The following is an 18123-nucleotide window of genomic DNA, read 5'->3' as shown; positions in this document are numbered from 1 at the left end:
GAGTCGTCACGACCACCTCATCGTGCGCAGCTAGAACCTTGGGGACAGCTCCCCGTACCGTCGCTCCTTCACGCGTGACAGCAGTGTGCGGCCGAGCGAGATGAGCGCTGAAAGAATGGTGTACCGGATACCCCAGGACGGCTCTTCGCTACTAGGATTACTGCATGACCGACGACCAGAGCCCTGAAGCGACGTCCGACGCTGATGAGGATCCACAGGAAAGCCTCTACAGCGGCAATTCCGATGTCCTGGATCCGGAATCTGATGAGATTGACACCGCGCCAGTCCGTGCGGACGATGCACTTCGGTATTTCGGAGCAGATTTTGATGTCGATGGGCTGGTAAAACGACTCAATAATGATACTTTCATAATTCCAACTTTCGAGCCTGTCGCCGAGGATGATATTGCAGGATTCGAGGGCTTCCAGAGAGGTCTCGTGTGGAAGAAGAAGCAAATGGACCGCTTCATTGAGTCCATTTTGCTCGGCTACCCAGTGCCTGGGATATTCCTCGTGGAGTTGACCGATCGCCGTTATCTCGTCCTAGATGGCCAGCAGCGCCTTACAACCCTTCAAGCTTTCAAACGAGGAACTTACCGCTCCCTTAGAGGGCTGAGCAAGTTCGCGTTGCGCTATGTGGGTGACGAATTCAAGGGGCACACCTACGCCAACCTCGAACCCACGCAGCAGCGGATTTTCGACAATACCTTCATCCAGGCAACTATTGTCGTCCCTAAAGGCGCAGAAGGTAAGCGAGGAGTTTATTCACTATTTGAGCGAATCAACAGCGGCGGAACAAACCTCAAGCCCCAGCAGATCCGCGTCGCCCTATACGCCGGCGAGACCGTTAACTTTGTAAGGGATCTGAATCAGGATTCAAACTGGAGGAATTTGTTCGGCCCTCAAAATCGAGACCTGAAGGACCATGAACTGATCCTACGGGCAATTTCACTGATGCCGACCGCACGCGGAATTCAAGTCTTCCGGCCACCGATGGCACGCTTCTTGAATGACTACCTGGAAGTGAACCAGGATCAGCTTCCCGCAAATGCTGAGCAGATCCGCTCTCACTTCACCAAGGCTACCGCGCTACTTAATGAGGCCGCAGGGGCAAAGGCGCTCAAAATTCGCGGTACCCAAGTGAATGCCGCACACACGGATGCGGTCCTGGTGGGTCTGATGTCTACGCTCGACCAGCGCGATGACCTTTCGGCTCAAGATGTTTCGGCTGCACTTGCCGCTCTTTTGGCGAATGATCGATATAGGTATGCCATCTCGGAAAGTACTTCACATGCGGAGCAGGTGAGCGCCCGCATCAAGCTTGCAGCAAGGGCATTCCGGGGAGAGTCACTTGCCGACGAACAAGAATAATGCCCGAGTTGAGATATTGAAATTGAAGACCGACCTGGATTCCTCATACAAGAGATACAGAGATGGCCTGCGGTCCGTCGATATTCCACTACAAGAAGACATGCACAAATATATGTGCATTCGCCTTTCGGGGTACATGGAACAGCTAATATTTCAGGCCGTCAGCGGCTACATCGCAAGCACTACTATCGGCGCTGCAAGAAATTTCGCCCTATCTTCATTCAATAAGGCGCCAAACCTAACTCCCGAGGCCCTGGAAAAACTCGTAGGGAGATTTGGCGATATCTGGAAAGATGAGATTTCATCATTTCTGAATACAGATGAACGCAGGAATTCGCTAGGCAATCTACTGGCGGTGCGAAATAAAACCGCCCATGGGGAGAATTATCGTGGCGGGCAACTAAATGTCGCCACCTATAAGCGTCTTGTTGATGACCTCCACTCGTGGGTGCTACAGCGAATGGTGACCTAAGGCTGTCTAGTACGTGGCGTGTACTCTGGAGGCCTGGTCATTCGAGGGTGCGGCAGTTCTTTGATGGAACTGCCCAGCCACTCGCGCACTGCACCGATAACGAAGGTCTGGTACTCGACGCTGCGCACGTTCAAGTACTGCGGATCGTCGTGTACCGCGAACCCATGCTGTGCACCTTCTACAGGCACCAGGGTGCAGGGCACGTTGAACCTTTCAACGGCGTCTCGCGAAGAGGCGAAGGGGACCAGAGTGTCCGCGGTGCCGTGGACAAGCAGGGTGGGGGCACCGATCTCTCCCAGAGCCTCGTGGGGCTTCAGCCAGAAGACCTCGTTGAGTAGTGGCCGCCCGTGGCGCAGCGTGGGAGTGAACTGAATCGCTCCTCGCTCATTGAGCTCGCGTGCCATGTCGTCGCTGATGGAGCCGTCCGCCCAGTAAGGCCGACTGTCAATCGTCCTTCGCTTGTAGTCGAGTTGAGGGTTGAACAGCACCAAACGGTCCACGTCCTCAGAACGCTTCGCCGCATAGTAGCCACAGATCCCACCGCCGAAACTGGCTCCAACAAGGACGAGTTGAGCCGCCTCAGTCGCCTGCTTCGCGTACTCGGTCACCACGTGAATGTCGTTGAGGATGCTGGCCAGGGTCAACTCTTCTTGTCGCCCCTGGCTGTCCCCGTGCCCACGCAGATCGAACCTGAGCGACGGGATGCCCGCCTGAGCCAGTCCTCCTGCGAGCCGACCGAAGAAGCCGCCTTCCTCACGGGTCACTCCCCCACCATGCACAAGCACGGCCACCCATTTCGGCCGGCCGTCCTCCTTCGCTGGGCGCACCAAAGTCCCGCTTAGCCGCAGCCCATCGAGAGTACGAACGCTCACAACGTCGGTCGACATGAGGAAAGGGTAGGCCTAGAGGTCCAGTGACAGTTCAGGAGCGCAAGCCTCCTGAACCCCTACCCCATCCCTCAGCCCAGCCCCGCCTGCAACCGCAGGCCCGCCAGGGTCAGGTCCAGGGTTGCCAGGAACTGTTCCTTGTCGTCGTGGCGGTCGAAGACGTCGACGATGTCGTGCACGAACGGGAACTTCTCCGGGTCGAGGGCGCGCCACGTGTCGACGTAGCGGCTCAGGTACTCGTCGCGGGTCACCGCGCCGTCCAGTACCTCCTCGGGCGGCTCCTGGCCCATGTCCGCGGCGTTGCCGATCACCACGCCGACGATCGCGGACACCGCGAAGAAGCGCTGCTTCGGCGTGAGGTCGAGGCGGAGGGTCTGCTGGCCCAGCTCCTCCCACAGGCGCAGCGTGTTGCCCTGGATGTCGGTGTTGCGCATGAAGTACGCGCCCAGCCACGGCCGGTCCACCACCGCTTCGAACAGCGTGACCGCCACGACGCGCATGTCGTCGATCGGGTCGTCGGTGCGGGCCTGCTTGTCGACCTCGGCCATGACCCCGCCGAGTACGTGGTCGATGGCGCGGTCGAGGAGTTCGTCCTTGCCGGAGACGTACCAGTAGATGCTGCCCACGCCGGTGCCGAGCCGGGCCGCGAGGGCGCGCAGGGTCAGTGCCGACTCTCCCGCCTCGTCCAGGAGGGCCACGGCCGCGCCGAGCACGGTCTCGATGGAGTGCGAGGCACGCTGCCGTCCCCGGGAGGGGCGGTCGGCGGGTCGTGTTCGCGGGCCTGTCATGCCATCCATCCAATCACAGGCTTGCACATTTATCGAACCTCGTTCTATGGTCGAACCTCGTTCCATACTAGAACGCCGTTCGATAGATCTGGTTCCGACAGCAGATGGTGACGGCGCTGTTCCGAGGAGGCCCGCCATGACCACCACCGCCACCACCACCGCACCACCTCCGCCGTCCCGTACCTATCCCTCCCTGCGCGCCGCCTGGATACCCCTGGCCGCGCTCTGCCTGGCCTTCTTCGTCGAGATGGTCGACAACACGCTGCTCTCGATCGCGCTGCCCACCATCGGCCGCGACCTCGACAGCAGCACCACCGCGTTGCAGTGGGTCACCGGCGCGTACTCGCTGACGTTCGGCGGTCTGCTGCTGACCGCCGGGTCGATGGCCGACCGGCTCGGGCGCCGGCGCGTGCTGCTGGTCGGGCTGGCGGTGTTCGGGCTGCTGAGCCTCGCCGTCGTCGCCGTCAGCACCGCCGGAGAGCTGATCACCCTGCGCGCGGGCCTCGGCATCGCCGCGGCGGCCATGGCTCCCATCACCAACTCGCTGGTCTTCCGGCTCTTCGACGACCAGGCGCTGCGCATGCGCGCGATGACCCTGATGATCGTCGTGGGCATGTCCGGCTTCGTCCTCGGCCCGCTGCTCGGCGGCACCGCCCTGGCCCACGCGTCGTGGCAGTGGCTCCTTGTCGTCAACGCCCCGATCGCCCTGATCGCCGCCATCGGCGTGCGGCTCGGCGTTCCCGCCGACCACCCGGAGGACCTGACCAAGGACCGGCTCGACCTGCCGGGCGCCGTGCTGAGCGTGCTCACCATCGGCCTCGCCTGCTACTCGCTGACCAGCGGCGTCGAGCACGGCTGGCTCTCCGGGGCCACGCTCTCCTCGGTGGCCGGCGCCGTCGTCGCGGGCGTGGCGTTCGTGTGGCACGAGCGGCGCAGCCCGTCGCCGATGCTGGACCTCAAGCTCTTCTCCGGCGGCACCGTCCGCGGCGCCGCCATCGCGCAGATCGGCACCGCCATCGCGATGGCCGCCGTGATGTTCGGGCTGATCCTGCACTTCCAGTACGCCTACGGGTGGAGCCCCATGCGGGCGGGCCTCGCGAACCTGCCGCTCATCGTGACGATGATCCTCGCGACGCCGCTGTCCGAGGGGCTCGCGAAGAAGTTCGGCCACCGCGTGGCCTGCCTGGTGGGTGCCGCCTGCCTGGCCGGGGCGCTGGGCGGCCTCTCCTGGGGCGTCTACCACGGGTACGTCGCCATCGCGGCCTGCATGGTCGTGATGACGGTCGGACTGCGCACCCTCATGACGATCTGCTCCATCGCCCTCGTCGACGCCATGCCGGAGAACCGCACCTCGATGGGCACCGCGCTCAACGACACCGCCCAGGAGGTCGGCACCAGCATCGGCACCGCCTTCGTCGGCACCCTGATCGCCGCGCTGGTCACCACGCAGCTGCCCGCGGGCACGTGGAGCGGCGCCCTCGTCTCGTCGTTCTTCCACGGCGAGCGGATCACCTACGGCGTGCTCGCCGTGATCGTCGGACTGGTCGCGGCGGGCGGCGCGCTCACGCTCACCGACTCCCGCTCGACCGAGGAGGCCGCCTGAGCGACGGGACCCGCGGGTCCGTACGGCCCCGCCGCCGGCCGACGGCCCACCACCGGCCGGGCCCGGCGCCGCGCGGGCCCGGCGCCGCGCGGGCCCGGCGCCGCGCGGGCCCGGGGGACGGCATGACGCCCGGAGACTTGAGTCGACTGGACTCAAGTCTCCGGGCGTTCCCCACCCCCGCGTTAGCCTCGCTGACGGATGTGCCCGGTATTGACCGGGTCCGCAGGTAGCCGCAGGAGGCAGAGATGGCGAAGGTTCCCAGTTCGGTGATCGCCGCGAGTGGGCTGGTCGGCGGGTACGGCGTTGCCCGGTTCACCAAGAAGCGGCAGCTCGGCGGGGCCGTCCTCGCCGTCGCCGGGACCGCCGCCGCGCTCCAGTGGAAGCAGCGCGCGGGCGGTAAGGCGGCCGGTGCCCTCACCGTCGCGTACCTGGGCGCGTTCGCCGGGTCGCACCCCCTGGCGAAGAAGGTCGGCGCCTGGCCGTCCGTCTTCGGTGTCGCCGGTGCCGTGGCGCTGGCGTCGTGGGCCGTCGCCGACCGTCGCGCGGCCTGAGGGCCCTCGCGAGAGCCTTCACGGGAGGCGGCGCCGCCCGGACGACGTCCCGGCGCCCGCCACCGCATGTCTCAACCGTGCGGCGCGGCAAGGAAATTCGGGCCTCCGCGCACTCAGCCGTGTCCGGCGGGCGCCGGGGCCGACGCCGACGCCGACGCCGACGCGCGGAACGCCCGCCGGTACGCCTGCGGGCTCGTGCCCACCACCCGGCGGAAGCGGTCGCGGAACGCCGTCGGGGAGCCGAAGCCCGTCTGGGCCGCGATGCGTTCCACCGGGTACGGCGTCGTCTCCAGCAGGTACTGTGCGTGCCGCACTCGCGCCCTGTGCAGCCACTGCAACGGCGTCGTGCCCGTCTGCTCACGGAAGCGGCGGTTGAGGGTGCGGGTGCTCAGGCCGGCGTGGGTGGCGATGTCCTCCAGGGTGAGTTCGCGCTCCGCGTTCTCCTCCAGCCAGCGCAGCAGCGGCTCCAGTGCCGCACCCGCCGGCGCCGGCGGCTGCGCGTGCACGATGAACTGGGCCTGGCCGCCCTCCCGTTCGAGCGGCATCACGGAGAGCCGTGCCGCGTCGGCCGCCACCGCCGAGCCGTGGTCGGTGCGGATCATGTGCAGGCACATGTCCAGCGCCGCCGCCGCTCCCGCCGACGTCAGGAACTGGCCGTTGTCGACGTACAGGACGTTCGGATCGACCTCCACCGCCGGGTGGGCGGCGGCCAGTCGGTCCGCCGCCAGCCAGTGGGTGGTGGCCCGCAGCCCGTCCAGCAGGCCCGTGCCGGCGAGCAGGAAGGCGCCCACGCAGACGGACGCGACGCGTGTGCCGTTCGCCGCCGCCGTGCGCAGCAACTCCGCGATGTGCGGCGGGAGTTCGATCGTCGGATCGGCGAGGCCCGGCAGGATCACGGTGTCCGCCTCGGCGAGCGCGTCGAGACCGTACGGCGCCCGCATCGTGAACGCGCCCGTGTCCACCTCGTCCGCCTCCGCGCACACCCGCACCCGGTACGCGGGCCTGCCGTCGGGCAGCCGGGCCCGGCCGAACGTGTCGATCGGGACGGAGAGGTCGAACGGGATCACCTGGTCCAGGGCCAGGACGGCCACGGTGTGCATGGCAGGAGCGTAGGGCTCCGCCGGGTTCTCGCCAACCCGGGCATCGGCAAGGTGCAGCACGCCCAGCGTCAGGAAGGCCCGGTCGGTGCGGTCACGGGAGTCCGCGCGGGCCACTCGTATCCTCTGGCCGGAATCCGTTGAAGCGTGGCACTCTCGCCACTTCCGCGCGGTCGGCCGGCCGCCTAGCGTCGCCGCGTGACCAAGTTGCTCCTCGCCCTGCACGTGATCGCCGCGATTGTCGCCGTCGGTCCCGTCACCGTGGCCGCCAGCATGTTCCCGCCCGCCGCGCGTCGCGCCCTCGCCGCCCCCGACGACGCCGGAGCCGCGTCGACGGTGCGGCTGCTGTACCGGATCTGCCAGGTGTACGCCTTCGCCGGCGTCGCCGTGCCCGTGTTCGGGCTCGCCACGGCCGGGCAGATGGGCGTGCTGGGCAGCGCCTGGCTGATCGTCTCGATCGCGCTCACGGCGCTCGCCGCGGTCGTCCTCGGCGCGCTGGTCCTGCCCCGACAGGGCAGGCTGGCCGAGCAGTTGGAGACGGTGACGGCCCGTGCCTCCTCAAGTGCCGTGACCACGAACGCTGTTGTGGCGCCCTCGCGGGAGGCCACCGTCCGGCTCGCCATGTACACCGGCGTGTTCAACCTGCTGTGGGCCGCCGTCACCGTCCTGATGATCGTCCGCCCGGGGTCCACCACCGGGGCCTGAGCGGCACCGGTGCCGTCACAGGTTCGCCGCCCCTCACGGGTTCGCCGCCCCTCACGTGTTCGCCGCCCGTCCGGGGGCGTTCGCCCGGTCCACGAGCCACCGCGCCTGCGCGACGTCGTCGCCGCCCATGGCCAGGCTCTCCCGGGCCGCCACGTAGAAGCGGTCCCGGCACTCGTCGACGTGGTGGACGGCCCCGGCCCAGTCGAAGTCCGGGGCGGCCACGCCCCTTGCGAAGCGGTCCAGTTGGGTCACCGCCCAGCGCCACTCGCGGGCCGCGCGCACGGTGTCCCTGTCGCCCAGGAGAAGCACCCCCTCCCAGGACTTGGACCGCTGCACGTCGGCGTCCGCCAGCAGTTCGAGGCCCCGTTGCCGGTCGATGGGCAGCGACCGGGAGTGGGGCCGCGTCGTCGCGGTGAGCCGGTGCGCGAGCATGGCGACCTCCTTGAGCGCGCGGCCGAACTCGGAGTACGCCTCCAGCCGCCGCTCGTCCCAGCGCACCGACTGTGCGCGCGCCCACTGGGCCCGGTCGTTGAGGCGTGCGGTGAGCAGCGTGCCGAGCACGCCGACCACGACGCCGATCAGCGCGGGGAGTTGGTTGAGGAAGGCAGCCATCCTCCGAGTCTGCCCGACCGTCCGGACCGCTCAACGGGCTTTTCGCACACGGCTGTTGCGACGTGGACGCGCCGCTCAGTCCGCCGCCGGCGTGCCCGGCGTCCGTGCCGCGCACCGGCGGTACACCAGCGGGTCCGCGTCCTCCGAGGGGCGGAAGCGGCGGCCCACCACCGCCGCCGCCAGGACTCCCGCGCCGATCACCAGCGTCGCCGACGCCCACGGCAGCGGCCACTGGGCCAGGTCCGCGCGTTCCGCGTACGCGTACCGTTCCGTGCGCAGGTCGCCGTGCAGGAGGACCGCCGGGGGCACCGCCACCAGGAGCAGCGGCCACGCCAGGCCGTCCCGGCGACCCAGGTACACGGCGAGGGAGAGCAGGACGGCCGCCAGCGCGATCGCGCCGGGGCGGCTCACCGGGACCGACGGGACGAGGGCGCGGTACGCCGTCGCCGCCAGGCCCGCACCGAGCGCCCTGACCAGCCAGCGTTCCGGCCAGGGGCGGTCGCGCAGGGGGCTGAACAGCTTCTCGGTCATGCGTACGAGATTCGCCCCCGCGGGCGGGCGGCAACAGAGTACGGGTACTCAGATGCGGCCCGCCCGCGTCGGGGCAAGGTGCCCCGGGGCACCAACTGCCGCCCTTCGCTCAGGCGTTGCCCGCCGAGGAGGACGGCGTCGACGCGTCCGGCTCCGCCGCCGACAGCGGGGTCGCGATGTCCTCCAGCGAGCGGCCCTCCGCCTTCACCGCCAGGAACGCCGCCACCAGGCCCGCCGCGCACATCAGGCCGGCGCCGATCTGGAACGCGAGGACCGTGTCGCCGACCACGCCCGACTCGGTGAGGTCCGCGAAGATCAGCGGGCCGCTGATGCCGCCGGCCGCCGTGCCGATCGCGTAGAAGAAGGCGATGGCCATCGCGCGGGTCTCCATCGGGAAGATCTCGGAGACCGTCAGGTACGCGCTGGACGCGCCCGCCGACGCGAAGAACAGGACCACGCACCAGCACGCCGTCATCGTGTTCGCGTCCAGCGAGCCCCGGTCGAAGAGCCAGGCCGTGCCGAACAGCAGGATGCCGGAGAGGAGGTACGTGGACGTGATCATGATGCGGCGGCCGACCGTGTCGAACAGCTTGCCCAGGAGCAGCGGGCCCATGAAGTTGCCCGCCGCGATGACCGCGAAGTAGTAGCCCGTGGAGCCGGTGGGCACGTCGAAGAACGTCGTCAGGATCGAGCCGAAGCCGAAGGTGATCGCGTTGTAGAGGAACGCCTGGCCGATGAAGAGGGAGAGGCCGAGGGTCGCGCGGCGCGGGTAGCGGCGGAAGACCGTCTTCGCGATCAGGCCGAAGCCGATGCTCTTGCGCTGGTGGATCGTGATCTCGCTGCCGGGCGGCGGCAGCCGGTGGCCCTTCTCCTCCTCGACCTCCTTCTCCACCGAGTCGACGAGTTCGTCCGCCTCGTCGCCGTGTCCGTGGATGAACTGCCAGCGGGGGCTCTCCGGCACGTGCCGCCGCACGAGCATGATGACGAGGCCCAGGACGACGCCGAGCGCGAACGTGAGCCGCCAGCCCAGGTCCTTGGGGAAGTAGTCGGTGTTCAGCATGACGATCGACAGCAGGGCGCCGCCGATCGCGCCGAGCCAGTAGCTGCCGTTGATGATCAGGTCGACCCGGCCGCGGTACTTGGACGGGATCAGCTCGTCGATCGCGGAGTTGATGGCCGCGTACTCGCCGCCGATGCCGAAGCCGGTCAGGAAGCGGAAGAGGAAGAACCACCACGGCGAGAACGACAGGGCGGTCAGCGCGGTCGAGGCGAGGTAGACCGCGAGGGTCACCATGAACAGCTTCTTGCGGCCGTAACGGTCGGTCAGCCAGCCGAAGACCAGCGCGCCGACGCAGGCGCCCGCCACGTACAGGGCGGCGGCCAGACCGGTGACCTGGGACGACGTGATCGACAACCCGCTGCCGTCCTCGGAGAGGCGGCCGGCGATGTTGCCGACGGTGGTGACCTCCAGGCCGTCCAGGATCCAGACGGTGCCGAGGCCGATCACGATCATCCAGTGCCACTTCGACCACGGCAGCCGGTCCAGACGGGCCGGGACCGCGGTGGTGATGGTGGCCGTGGAGTCGGGCACGGGGGCCGGTGCGGCTGCTGCTGACATGGTTCCCTCTCCGTCGAGCGACGACCACCTTGTGCCCCGGCCGGCCACCGTCACGCCCGCCCCGCGACGGCGGGCACGACGGCCTCGCCCGCCCGCCGCGCGGCGACCGCGGCAGCGGTCCCGGCGGATGCGACGGGACCGTCCGCGCGGTCCCTACGCCCCCAGGATGCGCGAGACGGTGAAGATCAGCAGCCCGACCAGCGAGCCGACGACCGTGCCGTTGATGCGGATGAACTGGAGGTCGCGGCCGATGTGCGCCTCGATCTTGCGGGTGGTGTGCTCGGCGTCCCAGCCCGCCACCGTGTCCGTGATGAGGGACGTGATCTCGTCGCGGTACGTCGAGACGACGTAGACCGCGGCGCCCTCGACCCAGCCGTCCACCTTGCGCTGGAGTTTGGGGTCCTGGGCCATCCGGGTGCCGAGCGACAGCAACGACGCCCGCACCCGCATCCGCAGTTCGCTCCGCTCGTCCTCCGCCGCCGAGACGATCATGCCCCGTACGGCCGTCCAGGCGGAGGCGATCAGGTCCTGCACCTCGCTGCGCGCTATCACGTCGCGCTTGAGCCGTTCGAGGCGCGCGCGGGTGTCCGTGTCCGACTGGAGGTCGGCGGCGAACTCCGCGAGGAAGTTGTCGAGGGCGCCGCGCGCCGGGTGGCCGGGCATGTCGCGCATCTCGGTGACGAAGCGCAGCAGCTCCTTGTAGACGCGCTCGCCCACCCGCTTGTCGACGAACTTCGGGGTCCAGCCGGGCGCCCCGCCCTGCACGGCGTCCATCACGGAGTCGCTGTGCAGCTCCAGCCAGTCGTGCGCGCGGGCGACGACGAGGTCGACGACCCGGCGGTGACCGCCGTCCGCGACGATCCGTTCCAGCAGCTTGCCCAGGCCGGGGCCGATCTCGGTCGCGTCGGCCCGGCGGGTGACCGCCTCGCCGACGACGGCCTGGACGTCCGCGTCCCGCAGCACGGTGAGGGCGCCGCGCAGCGCGGTCGCCAGTTCGGCGGTGACCCGGTCGGCGTGCTCGGGCTCGGCGAGCCAGGAGCCGAGCCGGGCGCTGATGCCGACCGCGCGCAGCCGGCCGCGCACCACGTCGCCGGAGAGGAAGTTCTCGCCGACGAACTCCCCGAGCGACACGCCCAGTTGGTCCTTCTTGGTGGGGATGATCGCGGTGTGCGGGATGGGCAGGCCGAGCGGGTGGCGGAACAGCGCGGTGACCGCGAACCAGTCCGCCATCGCGCCGACCATGCCGGCCTCCGCCGCCGCCGCGACGTAGTCGGCCCAGGCGCCGGCACCGCTGTGCCCGGCCCAGGTGCACAGCGCGTACACGACGGCGACGAAGAGGAGGAGGCCGGTCGCGGTCAGCTTCATCCGCCGTACGCCGCGCTGCCGTTCCTCGTCGGCGGGGCTGAAGGTGTTCATGGCGGGGGTCGGCACGGCCGCCGTGGCGCCGGCCGGGGCGGGGCCGGGGCTGCGCCCGGCGGGCCCGGCTATGCCGGCCTCCGCGTCCGGTGAGCCGTCGCGCCCGCGCGCACCGGCCTCGCGCGTACCGGACCGGCGGGGTGCGGCCCCGTGCGGGCCGTCCCCGTGCGTCTCGCGTATTCCGCCCGCATCATCACTTTCTTCCGTTTCTTTACGTTCCATCCGCTTCACCTGATCACAATCCCGTACACATTGTCCCTTCCCGATCGACGTACGGAACGGAACCCTTGTTCCCCGCGTCTGTCCCCGCAGAGGGGAGCACTCCGGTGAACTCCGCGGCCCAATGGGGGGTCCTGTGGTCCTGTTCCACTCCCCCCGCCCTTGTGCCGCGTACTAATGACGCATCATGAGGTGATCACACCGGAGCCTCGGGGCTCCCCTCGTCTAGGAGATGCGCACCGCATGACCAAGCGTCACGGTTATGCCCTGCTCGCCGCGTTCGCCGCCCTGATAGCGGTACTGTCCGCCGGCATCTACGCCGGTGTGGCCGCCGACGACGGCACGAGCACCCGCCACGCCACCCCGCAGGGCGGCGTCGGCCGCACGCCGCGCAACAACGCCGCCCCCGCGTCCACCGGCACCTGGGTCGGCACCTGGGCGGCGGCCCCGTCGGGCGCCGAGCCCGGCACCGAGACGGACGGGGCGGCCGGCGTCTCCGTCCGCAACGTCGTCCACACGAGCGTCGCCGGGACCAGTGCCCGCGTCACGCTGTCCAACCTCTACGGCCAGGAGCCCCTGACCGTCACCGACGCCAGCGTCGCGGTCGCCGCGGGCGACGACACCGCCGCGGCGGCCACCGGCACCCTGCGGCGCCTCACCTTCGGCGGCAGCACGTCCGTCACCGTGCCGGCGGGCGGCCAGACGGTGAGCGACGCCGTCCGGCTCAACGTGCCGCGCGACACGGACCTGCTGGTCACCACCTACTCCCCCACGTCCTCGGGTTCGGTGACCTACCACGAGCACGCGCGCCAGACCTCCTACGCGGCCGAGGGCGACAGCGCCGAGGACATGACCGGCACGCCGTACACGCAGCAGGTCTCGTACTGGCGCTACCTCACCGCTGTCGACGTGCTCAGCAACGAGGCGAAGGGCACCGTCGTCGCCTTCGGCGACTCCCTCACCGACGGGGTCACCTCGACCGCGGACGCCAACCACCGCTGGCCCGACTACCTCACCGCGCGGCTGCGCGAAGCCGCCGCGGCCGGGCAGGACGTGCCGCGCTACAGCGTCGTGAACGAGGGCATCAGCGGCAACCAGGTGCTGCTCAGCGGGCTCGGCCGCCCCGCCGACAACCAGAGCGGCCTGGACCGCTTCGGCCGGGACGTGCTGCGGCGGCCCAACGCCAAGGTCGTCGTGATCGACCTCGGCATCAACGACATCGGGCGCAACGAGAAGCTCGCCGACCCGGACAAGGTCGTCGCCGGGCTGCGCACGCTCGTGGGCGAGGCGCACGCGCGCGGGCTCAAGGTCGTCGGGGCGACCCTGATGCCCTTCGGCGGCCACCGCGGCTGGACCGCCGCGCGGGACGGGGTGCGCGAGCAGATCAACGCCCGGATCCGGGCGGGCAAGGTGTTCGACGCGGTCGTGGACTTCGACAAGGCGTTGCGCGACCCGTACGACCCGCGCAAGCTGCGCGCCGACTACGACTCGGGCGACCACCTCCACCCCAACGACCGGGGCTACCGCGAGATGGCCGACGTCATCGACCTGAGCACCCTCGACGGCGGGGCATCCGCGAAGCTGTGACGGGCGGGGCCGACCGGGCCGGACCGAAAAGACCCGGCCCCGGTCAGCCCCGGTCCCGCCTGCGGTCCCGTTCGGCGCGCCGGGCGTCGCGGCGCTCGCGCTCCGACTCACGGCGCTGCTGCTGGCGTTCGCGCATCGCCTCGCGGTGCTCCTGCACCGTCTCGGAGATCTCCCGGTGCGCGTCGAGCAGGTCGCCCAGCGCACCGCGCGGCGGGAGTTCACCGCGCGCCTTGCGCTCCAGCTTCTCTTGGCGGCGCTGCTCCCTCTGCAACTGCCGCTGCTGCCTGGTCAGTTTGCGCTCCACGCCGACCCCGCCCCAGAAGGCGAAGCCGGTCACGACCACCCTGGGCGCGCCCGGCTCGCCCGGGGTGCCCTCCTCGCCGTGGTCGAAGCCGCCCATGATGCCGACGCCGCGCACGACGACCTCGACGCCGGGCGGCACCACGACGTTCATCCCGCCCATGATGGCCACGCAGTTGATCTCGACCTCGCGGTCGGCGAAGTTCGCCTCGCGCAGGTCGATCTCGCCGCCGCCCCAGAACGCGAAGCAGTTGAACCGCTTCGGCGCCGTCCAGCGGCCCTTGCGCTGGAAGCCGGACATGACGGCGACGGCCCACGACGAGGGCGCCGAGCCGTCCGACCCGACGATCCGGCCGGCCCAGCCGCCGTCCGGCAGCGGCTCCTTGGTGAGCGAGATGACGGGCGGCTGCACGCCCGGCGAGGGCAGGTCCCGGGTGATGGGCACCAGTTCGCCGTAGGTCCGCGCCCGGTACACGGCCTCCAGCCGCTCCTCGAACTCGGCCATGTCCAGGCGGCCTTCGGCGACCGCGTCGCGCAGCACCTCGGCGACCCGGTCACGGTCCGCGTCGGAGGCGCGCAGCCCCTCGGCGGTCGTCGGGGCCGGCGGTGCCCCCCGCTGATCGTCGCTTCCCCCGGACATCACGGCGTCGGTCATGAAGGCCAGCCTACGAGTTCCGCGCACGGGCGGCTACGAGAGGGACGGCGGGGCCTCCGCGTCCTGCGCCCGGCCCGCGTACATGCGGGCGATGACGGCCTCGATGTCCGGTTCCCGCACCGACAGGTCGGCCAGCGGGAAGTCCGCCGCGATCCGCGCGACGAGCCCGGCGGCCGACATGCCGGCCGGGAACGCCAGCCACTGGCGGGGCCCGTCCACCCGGTCGACGCGGGCGAACGGCACGTCGATGGGCGGCAGTTCGCGCTCCAGGTCGACGACGAGGACGCGCTCGCTGCCACCCGCCTCGTGCAGGCCGGTGAGCGTGCCGTCGTAGACCAGGCGGCCGTGGTCGATGACCATCACCCGCGAGCACAACTGCTCGATGTCCTGGAGGTCGTGGGTGGTCAGCAGGACGGTGGTGCCGCGCTCGGCGTTGACGTCCCGCAGGAACTCCCGCACCTTCGCCTTGGACACGACGTCGAGACCGATGGTCGGCTCGTCGAGGTAGAGCACCTCGGGATCGTGCAGCAGCGCCGCGGCGATGTCGCCGCGCATCCGCTGGCCGAGCGAGAGCTGGCGCACGGGAACGTCCAACAGGGCGCCCAGGTCGAGGAGTTCGACGAGACGGTCGAGGTTGTGCGCGTAACGGGTCTCCTCGATGCGGTACATGCGGCGCATCAGCCGGTAGGAGTCGATCAGCGGCAGGTCCCACCACAGGGTGGTGCGCTGCCCGAAGACGACACCGATCCGCCGTGCGAGCCGGGTGCGTTCCCGAGCGGGGTCGATGCCCGCGACGCGCAGCCGGCCGGCGCTCGGGGTGAGGATGCCCGTCAGCATCTTGATCGTGGTGGACTTCCCGGCGCCGTTGGGCCCGATGTAGCCGACCATCTCGCCGCGCGCCACGGAGAACGACAGCACGTCGACCGCCCGCACCTCGCGCCGCTCACGGCGCATGAACCCGGTCCGCCTGCGCACGTCGAAGACCTTCTCGACACCGTCGAGTTCGATGAACCCTCCGCCCCCGGGCCGCCGGGCGGCGGCGCCCGCCTCCCGCGGCGCGGTCTCCCCCTCCGACGCCCCGGTCTCGCCCGTCGCGGTCATCCCTGCCTCCAACTCCTGGTCAGCTTCCGGTACTTCGGTACGACCGCAGGCCCACCCGCCAGGCCAGGCCGGCCGCCGCGCAGCAGACCACCGCGACCGCCGGCGAGCAGAACGCCGCCCAGACCGGCACGGGCAGCGGGTACGGGCGCCCGAGCACGTACAGCGCGGGCAGCCAGTTGACGAAGGCGAGGGGCAGTACGTACGTGACGCCCCGCACCACCTCCGCCGCGAACACCGTCGGCGGGTACTGGAGCAGCGTCGTGCCGCCGTACGTGAACGCGTTCTGCACCTCCGCCGCGTCCTGGGCGACGAACTGGAAGGCCGCGCCCGCCAGGAACACGGCGCAGAAGATCCCGGCGCCGCTCACCACCGCCACCGGCAGCAGCAGGACCTTCAGCGGCGTCCAGTGCACGTCCAGCGCGGCCAGCGACCAGCCGAGCACCAGGCCGCTCTGCACGACACGGCCCAGGCGCCGCAGCGCGAACCGGTCGGCGGCGATCTGCGCGAGCACCGGCACCGGACGCACCAGCAGGGTGTCCAGGGTGCCGTCCCGCACCCGCCGCCCCAGCCGCTCGGCGGACCCGACGAGCAGGTCGGCGAAGCCGAAGGCGACGCCGGACAGCCCGTACAGCAGGGCGATCTCCGCGAGCGTGTACCCGCCGAGCACGCCGACGCGGGAGAACATCAGCAGGATCGCGACGAAGTCCAGTGTCGTGGAGGCGAAGTTGACGAGCACGGTCAGCGCGAAGGACGCGGGGTACGCCATCGTGGAGCGGACCCACATGCCCGCGATCAGCAGGTACGCGCGCAGCGCCTCGCCGGCCCGGCCGCGCCCGGCGTCGTCCGGCGGCTCGTGGCGGAAGCCCGCGGTGCCGTCGAACGGGTCGCGCCCGGCCGGGAGTTCACCGGCGGGCAGCCCCGTGCCGAAGGTGTCAGCCACCCTGGACCACCACCCGGCGCGTCGCCGCGGACTGGACCGCGCGGCCCAGCGCCAGCAGCACGGCGGCCCACGCCGCCTGGAAGGCGACCGTCCCGGCGACCGGGACATGCCCCACCAGCACGTCCGCCGGCGCCTGGAGCAGGGCCGCCCAGGGCAGCACCCGCGCCACCTCGCCGAGGGGGCCCGGGAAGACGTTGAGCGGCAGGAGCATGCCGGACCAGAACATCCCCGTGAACCGGGCGACCTGGAGGGCACCGGTGCCGTCGAGCATCCAGAACGCGGCCAGCGCGACGAGGTAGCGGATCGCGAAACCGACCAGTATCGCGAGCAGTACGGTGAGCAGGAAACCCGCCCACGTCAACACGTCGGTGGGCAGCGCCAATCGGAAGAACAGCGCCCCGAAGGCGAACGGGACCACGCCCCGCCCCAGCAGTTGGAAGAGGGCACGCCCCAAGTCGGTCGCGAGCCACCACAGTTGGAGATCGGCCGGGCGGTACAGGTCGACGGCGACGTCGCCGTTGCGGATGCGCTCCATGAACTCGTCCTCGAAGCCGCCGCCCCCGGTGGCCAGCGGCGTCAGCAGCGCCTGGCCCAGCCACACGTACGTGACGGCCTGCGCCGGTCCGTAGCCGCCGAGATGGGGCTTGACGTCCCACAGCGCGAGATAGACGGACACCAGAATCACCCCGAAGACGGTGTTGGTGAACACCCCTGCCGCCGTCGCCACCCGATAGGTGGCGTAGCGTCGGAAACCGCCCACCGCGACGGCCGCGTACAAGCGCACCGAGCCCACAGCCACAGTCCTCCCGCCGCCCGGCACCGAAGCGCAGGAGCCTAGTTGGCGGGACCCGCGGCGTGCCACGCGTTTTCCGGGCGAGATCCGCGGGAGATGCGTGCCGCTGAGCGGGAACGGAACGCGGGGTGCGAGAGTCTTCAAGAGGGACGCAGAAGGCGTACGAGGGCGTACCCAACGTACGACGCGAAACAGGAGTCCGTGCACGACATGAGCGACGAGCCGCAGCCGAAGAAACCGAACGAGGGCTCGGCACCCGGTGAACCGGAGGCGGCCGCGGAGGCCGCCCCGCCGCAGACGCCGGAGAAGGACGACACCGCCCGCGCGGAGGCGGGGGACGGCGCCGCCGGAACCGACTCCGTTACCCCGAAGGGGGGTTCGGGCGGCGACGGCCCGCGCGAGGCGCCCGCGAAGCCGGGCGCCGCAGCGGCACCGGCCGCCGAGTCAGAGGAGAAGACCGAGGACACGGGCAGGGGCGGGGCGGCAGCCGGGGACCGGGGCGAGGACGGGGGCGACGAGGCCACGGACGACGGCGAGGCCCGTCCCGGGTCCGCCCCCGCGGCCGGCGCCTCCCCGGCCAGGACGCCCCCGGCGAAGGGCGCCCCGGCGAAGGGCGCTCCGGCGAAGGCCCCCGCCGCGGACTCGGACACCCGGCAGCTCAAGGCCGTCTCCGGTCCGGCGGCCGGGCGTTCCGACTCGGACACGCGCCAGTTGAAGGCGGTCACCCCGGCCGCCGCGGGTGCCGCCGGTGCCGGGGCCGCCGCCGGTGCCGGTGCCGGGGCCGCCGGGGCCGCCCCGGCGGGGCCGGGCGCCGCGGCCCCGGCCGCCGGCTCGGCGGGCCTCGCCTCCGGCGGCACCGGCGGCGGACCGGGCGGCAC

Annotated in this window: 17 protein-coding genes; 6 read left to right on the top strand and 11 right to left on the bottom strand. The window is 70.5% G+C overall.

Features of this window, described 5'->3' with window-relative positions; translation table 11 throughout:
- The first annotated feature begins 164 nt into the window (after positions 1-164).
- Both ACFZA0_RS00710 and ACFZA0_RS00705 read left to right on the top strand, forming a co-directional pair.
- Positions 165-1370 carry a DUF262 domain-containing protein gene (locus ACFZA0_RS00710; RefSeq protein ID WP_391009015.1) on the top strand — a complete coding sequence of 402 codons (1206 nt, stop codon included), beginning with the start codon at positions 165-167 and terminating at the stop codon, positions 1368-1370.
- Positions 1351-1842, top strand: a complete 492-nt coding sequence (locus tag ACFZA0_RS00705) for a HEPN domain-containing protein (protein ID WP_391009012.1) — start codon at positions 1351-1353, stop codon at positions 1840-1842. The genes ACFZA0_RS00710 and ACFZA0_RS00705 overlap by 20 nt, the downstream gene beginning before the upstream one ends.
- Here the strand turns inward: ACFZA0_RS00705 and ACFZA0_RS00700 are convergent.
- Both ACFZA0_RS00700 and ACFZA0_RS00695 read right to left on the bottom strand, forming a co-directional pair.
- On the bottom strand, positions 1839-2729 hold the full coding sequence (locus tag ACFZA0_RS00700) for an alpha/beta fold hydrolase (protein ID WP_391009009.1): 891 nt from the start codon (positions 2727-2729) through the stop codon (positions 1839-1841). The two genes, ACFZA0_RS00705 and ACFZA0_RS00700, sit on opposite strands and share 4 nt — an antisense overlap.
- A gap of 71 nt (positions 2730-2800) precedes the next feature.
- Positions 2801-3451 carry a TetR family transcriptional regulator gene (locus tag ACFZA0_RS00695; RefSeq protein ID WP_391011743.1) on the bottom strand — a complete coding sequence of 217 codons (651 nt, stop codon included), beginning with the start codon at positions 3449-3451 and terminating at the stop codon, positions 2801-2803.
- A 202-nt stretch (positions 3452-3653) separates the two neighbouring features.
- On the opposite strand from ACFZA0_RS00695, the gene ACFZA0_RS00690 reads away from it, so the two are divergent.
- Both ACFZA0_RS00690 and ACFZA0_RS00685 read left to right on the top strand, forming a co-directional pair.
- A complete protein-coding gene (locus ACFZA0_RS00690) occupies positions 3654-5120 on the top strand; it encodes an MFS transporter (RefSeq protein WP_391009006.1) in 1467 nt (488 codons plus the stop codon).
- A 245-nt stretch (positions 5121-5365) separates the two neighbouring features.
- Entirely contained in the window at positions 5366-5671 is a 306-nt protein-coding gene (locus tag ACFZA0_RS00685; RefSeq protein WP_391009004.1) for a hypothetical protein, read from the top strand.
- Between the two features lie 113 nt (positions 5672-5784).
- Here the strand turns inward: ACFZA0_RS00685 and ACFZA0_RS00680 are convergent, their stop codons facing one another.
- The gene (locus tag ACFZA0_RS00680) at positions 5785-6771 is read right to left on the bottom strand and encodes a helix-turn-helix domain-containing protein (protein ID WP_391009002.1); all 987 of its coding nucleotides are present in this window, start codon (positions 6769-6771) and stop codon (positions 5785-5787) included.
- A gap of 195 nt (positions 6772-6966) precedes the next feature.
- On the opposite strand from ACFZA0_RS00680, the gene ACFZA0_RS00675 reads away from it, so the two are divergent.
- Positions 6967-7473 carry a DUF2269 family protein gene (locus ACFZA0_RS00675; protein WP_391009000.1) on the top strand — a complete coding sequence of 169 codons (507 nt, stop codon included), beginning with the start codon at positions 6967-6969 and terminating at the stop codon, positions 7471-7473.
- Positions 7474-7524: 51 nt separating this feature from the next.
- Here the strand turns inward: ACFZA0_RS00675 and ACFZA0_RS00670 are convergent, their stop codons facing one another.
- The 4 genes from ACFZA0_RS00670 to ACFZA0_RS00655 all read right to left on the bottom strand — a co-directional run bounded on the left by ACFZA0_RS00670 (position 7525) and on the right by ACFZA0_RS00655 (position 11650).
- Positions 7525-8085 (bottom strand): hypothetical protein, encoded by a 561-nt coding sequence (locus ACFZA0_RS00670; RefSeq protein WP_391008997.1) that lies wholly within the window; start codon positions 8083-8085, stop codon positions 7525-7527.
- A gap of 75 nt (positions 8086-8160) precedes the next feature.
- The gene (locus ACFZA0_RS00665; RefSeq protein WP_391008994.1) at positions 8161-8616 is read right to left on the bottom strand and encodes a hypothetical protein; all 456 of its coding nucleotides are present in this window, start codon (positions 8614-8616) and stop codon (positions 8161-8163) included.
- A 109-nt stretch (positions 8617-8725) separates the two neighbouring features.
- The gene (locus ACFZA0_RS00660; protein WP_391008991.1) at positions 8726-10234 is read right to left on the bottom strand and encodes an MFS transporter; all 1509 of its coding nucleotides are present in this window, start codon (positions 10232-10234) and stop codon (positions 8726-8728) included.
- A gap of 153 nt (positions 10235-10387) precedes the next feature.
- Positions 10388-11650, bottom strand: a complete 1263-nt coding sequence (locus ACFZA0_RS00655) for a DUF445 family protein (RefSeq protein WP_391008988.1) — start codon at positions 11648-11650, stop codon at positions 10388-10390.
- Between the two features lie 462 nt (positions 11651-12112).
- Here ACFZA0_RS00655 and ACFZA0_RS00650 point away from each other — a divergent pair, with 462 nt between their 5' ends.
- Positions 12113-13456 carry a GDSL-type esterase/lipase family protein gene (locus ACFZA0_RS00650; RefSeq protein WP_391008985.1) on the top strand — a complete coding sequence of 448 codons (1344 nt, stop codon included), beginning with the start codon at positions 12113-12115 and terminating at the stop codon, positions 13454-13456.
- A 43-nt stretch (positions 13457-13499) separates the two neighbouring features.
- Here ACFZA0_RS00650 and ACFZA0_RS00645 read toward each other — a convergent pair whose 3' ends face one another.
- The 4 genes from ACFZA0_RS00645 to ACFZA0_RS00630 are packed head-to-tail and all read right to left on the bottom strand — an operon-like array spanning position 13500 to position 17251.
- Entirely contained in the window at positions 13500-14396 is an 897-nt protein-coding gene (locus ACFZA0_RS00645; protein WP_391011740.1) for a DUF1707 domain-containing protein, read from the bottom strand.
- 48 nt (positions 14397-14444) lie between these two features.
- Positions 14445-15512: an ATP-binding cassette domain-containing protein gene (locus tag ACFZA0_RS00640; protein WP_391008982.1), complete on the bottom strand. Its 1068-nt coding sequence runs from the start codon at positions 15510-15512 to the stop codon at positions 14445-14447.
- Between the two features lie 19 nt (positions 15513-15531).
- Complete coding sequence (locus ACFZA0_RS00635; protein WP_391008979.1) at positions 15532-16452, bottom strand: ABC-2 family transporter protein; 921 nt, start codon at positions 16450-16452, stop codon at positions 15532-15534.
- Positions 16445-17251 (bottom strand): ABC-2 family transporter protein, encoded by an 807-nt coding sequence (locus ACFZA0_RS00630; RefSeq protein ID WP_391008976.1) that lies wholly within the window; start codon positions 17249-17251, stop codon positions 16445-16447. The genes ACFZA0_RS00635 and ACFZA0_RS00630 overlap by 8 nt, the downstream gene beginning before the upstream one ends.
- Positions 17252-18123: the final 872 nt, after the last annotated feature.

It is taken from the genome of Streptomyces sp. NPDC008150 (genome assembly GCF_042956945.1).
Classification (GTDB): domain Bacteria; phylum Actinomycetota; class Actinomycetes; order Streptomycetales; family Streptomycetaceae; genus Streptomyces.
This window is presented reverse-complemented; position numbering and strand designations above follow the sequence as displayed.

Excerpts from the sequence above, each read along its gene's own strand:
- ACFZA0_RS00710 (WP_391009015.1), top strand. The coding sequence starts at position 165 with ATGACCGACGACCAGAGCCCTGAAGCGACGTCCGACGCTGATGAGGAT.
- ACFZA0_RS00700 (WP_391009009.1), bottom strand. The coding sequence starts at position 2,729 with ATGTCGACCGACGTTGTGAGCGTTCGTACTCTCGATGGGCTGCGGCTA.
- ACFZA0_RS00690 (WP_391009006.1), top strand. The coding sequence starts at position 3,654 with ATGACCACCACCGCCACCACCACCGCACCACCTCCGCCGTCCCGTACC.
- ACFZA0_RS00685 (WP_391009004.1), top strand. The coding sequence starts at position 5,366 with ATGGCGAAGGTTCCCAGTTCGGTGATCGCCGCGAGTGGGCTGGTCGGC.
- ACFZA0_RS00680 (WP_391009002.1), bottom strand. The coding sequence starts at position 6,771 with ATGCACACCGTGGCCGTCCTGGCCCTGGACCAGGTGATCCCGTTCGAC.
- ACFZA0_RS00670 (WP_391008997.1), bottom strand. The coding sequence starts at position 8,085 with ATGGCTGCCTTCCTCAACCAACTCCCCGCGCTGATCGGCGTCGTGGTC.
- ACFZA0_RS00665 (WP_391008994.1), bottom strand. The coding sequence starts at position 8,616 with ATGACCGAGAAGCTGTTCAGCCCCCTGCGCGACCGCCCCTGGCCGGAA.
- ACFZA0_RS00660 (WP_391008991.1), bottom strand. The coding sequence starts at position 10,234 with ATGTCAGCAGCAGCCGCACCGGCCCCCGTGCCCGACTCCACGGCCACC.
- ACFZA0_RS00655 (WP_391008988.1), bottom strand. The coding sequence starts at position 11,650 with ATGAACACCTTCAGCCCCGCCGACGAGGAACGGCAGCGCGGCGTACGG.
- ACFZA0_RS00650 (WP_391008985.1), top strand. The coding sequence starts at position 12,113 with ATGACCAAGCGTCACGGTTATGCCCTGCTCGCCGCGTTCGCCGCCCTG.
- ACFZA0_RS00645 (WP_391011740.1), bottom strand. The coding sequence starts at position 14,396 with ATGTCCGGGGGAAGCGACGATCAGCGGGGGGCACCGCCGGCCCCGACG.
- ACFZA0_RS00640 (WP_391008982.1), bottom strand. The coding sequence starts at position 15,512 with ATGACCGCGACGGGCGAGACCGGGGCGTCGGAGGGGGAGACCGCGCCG.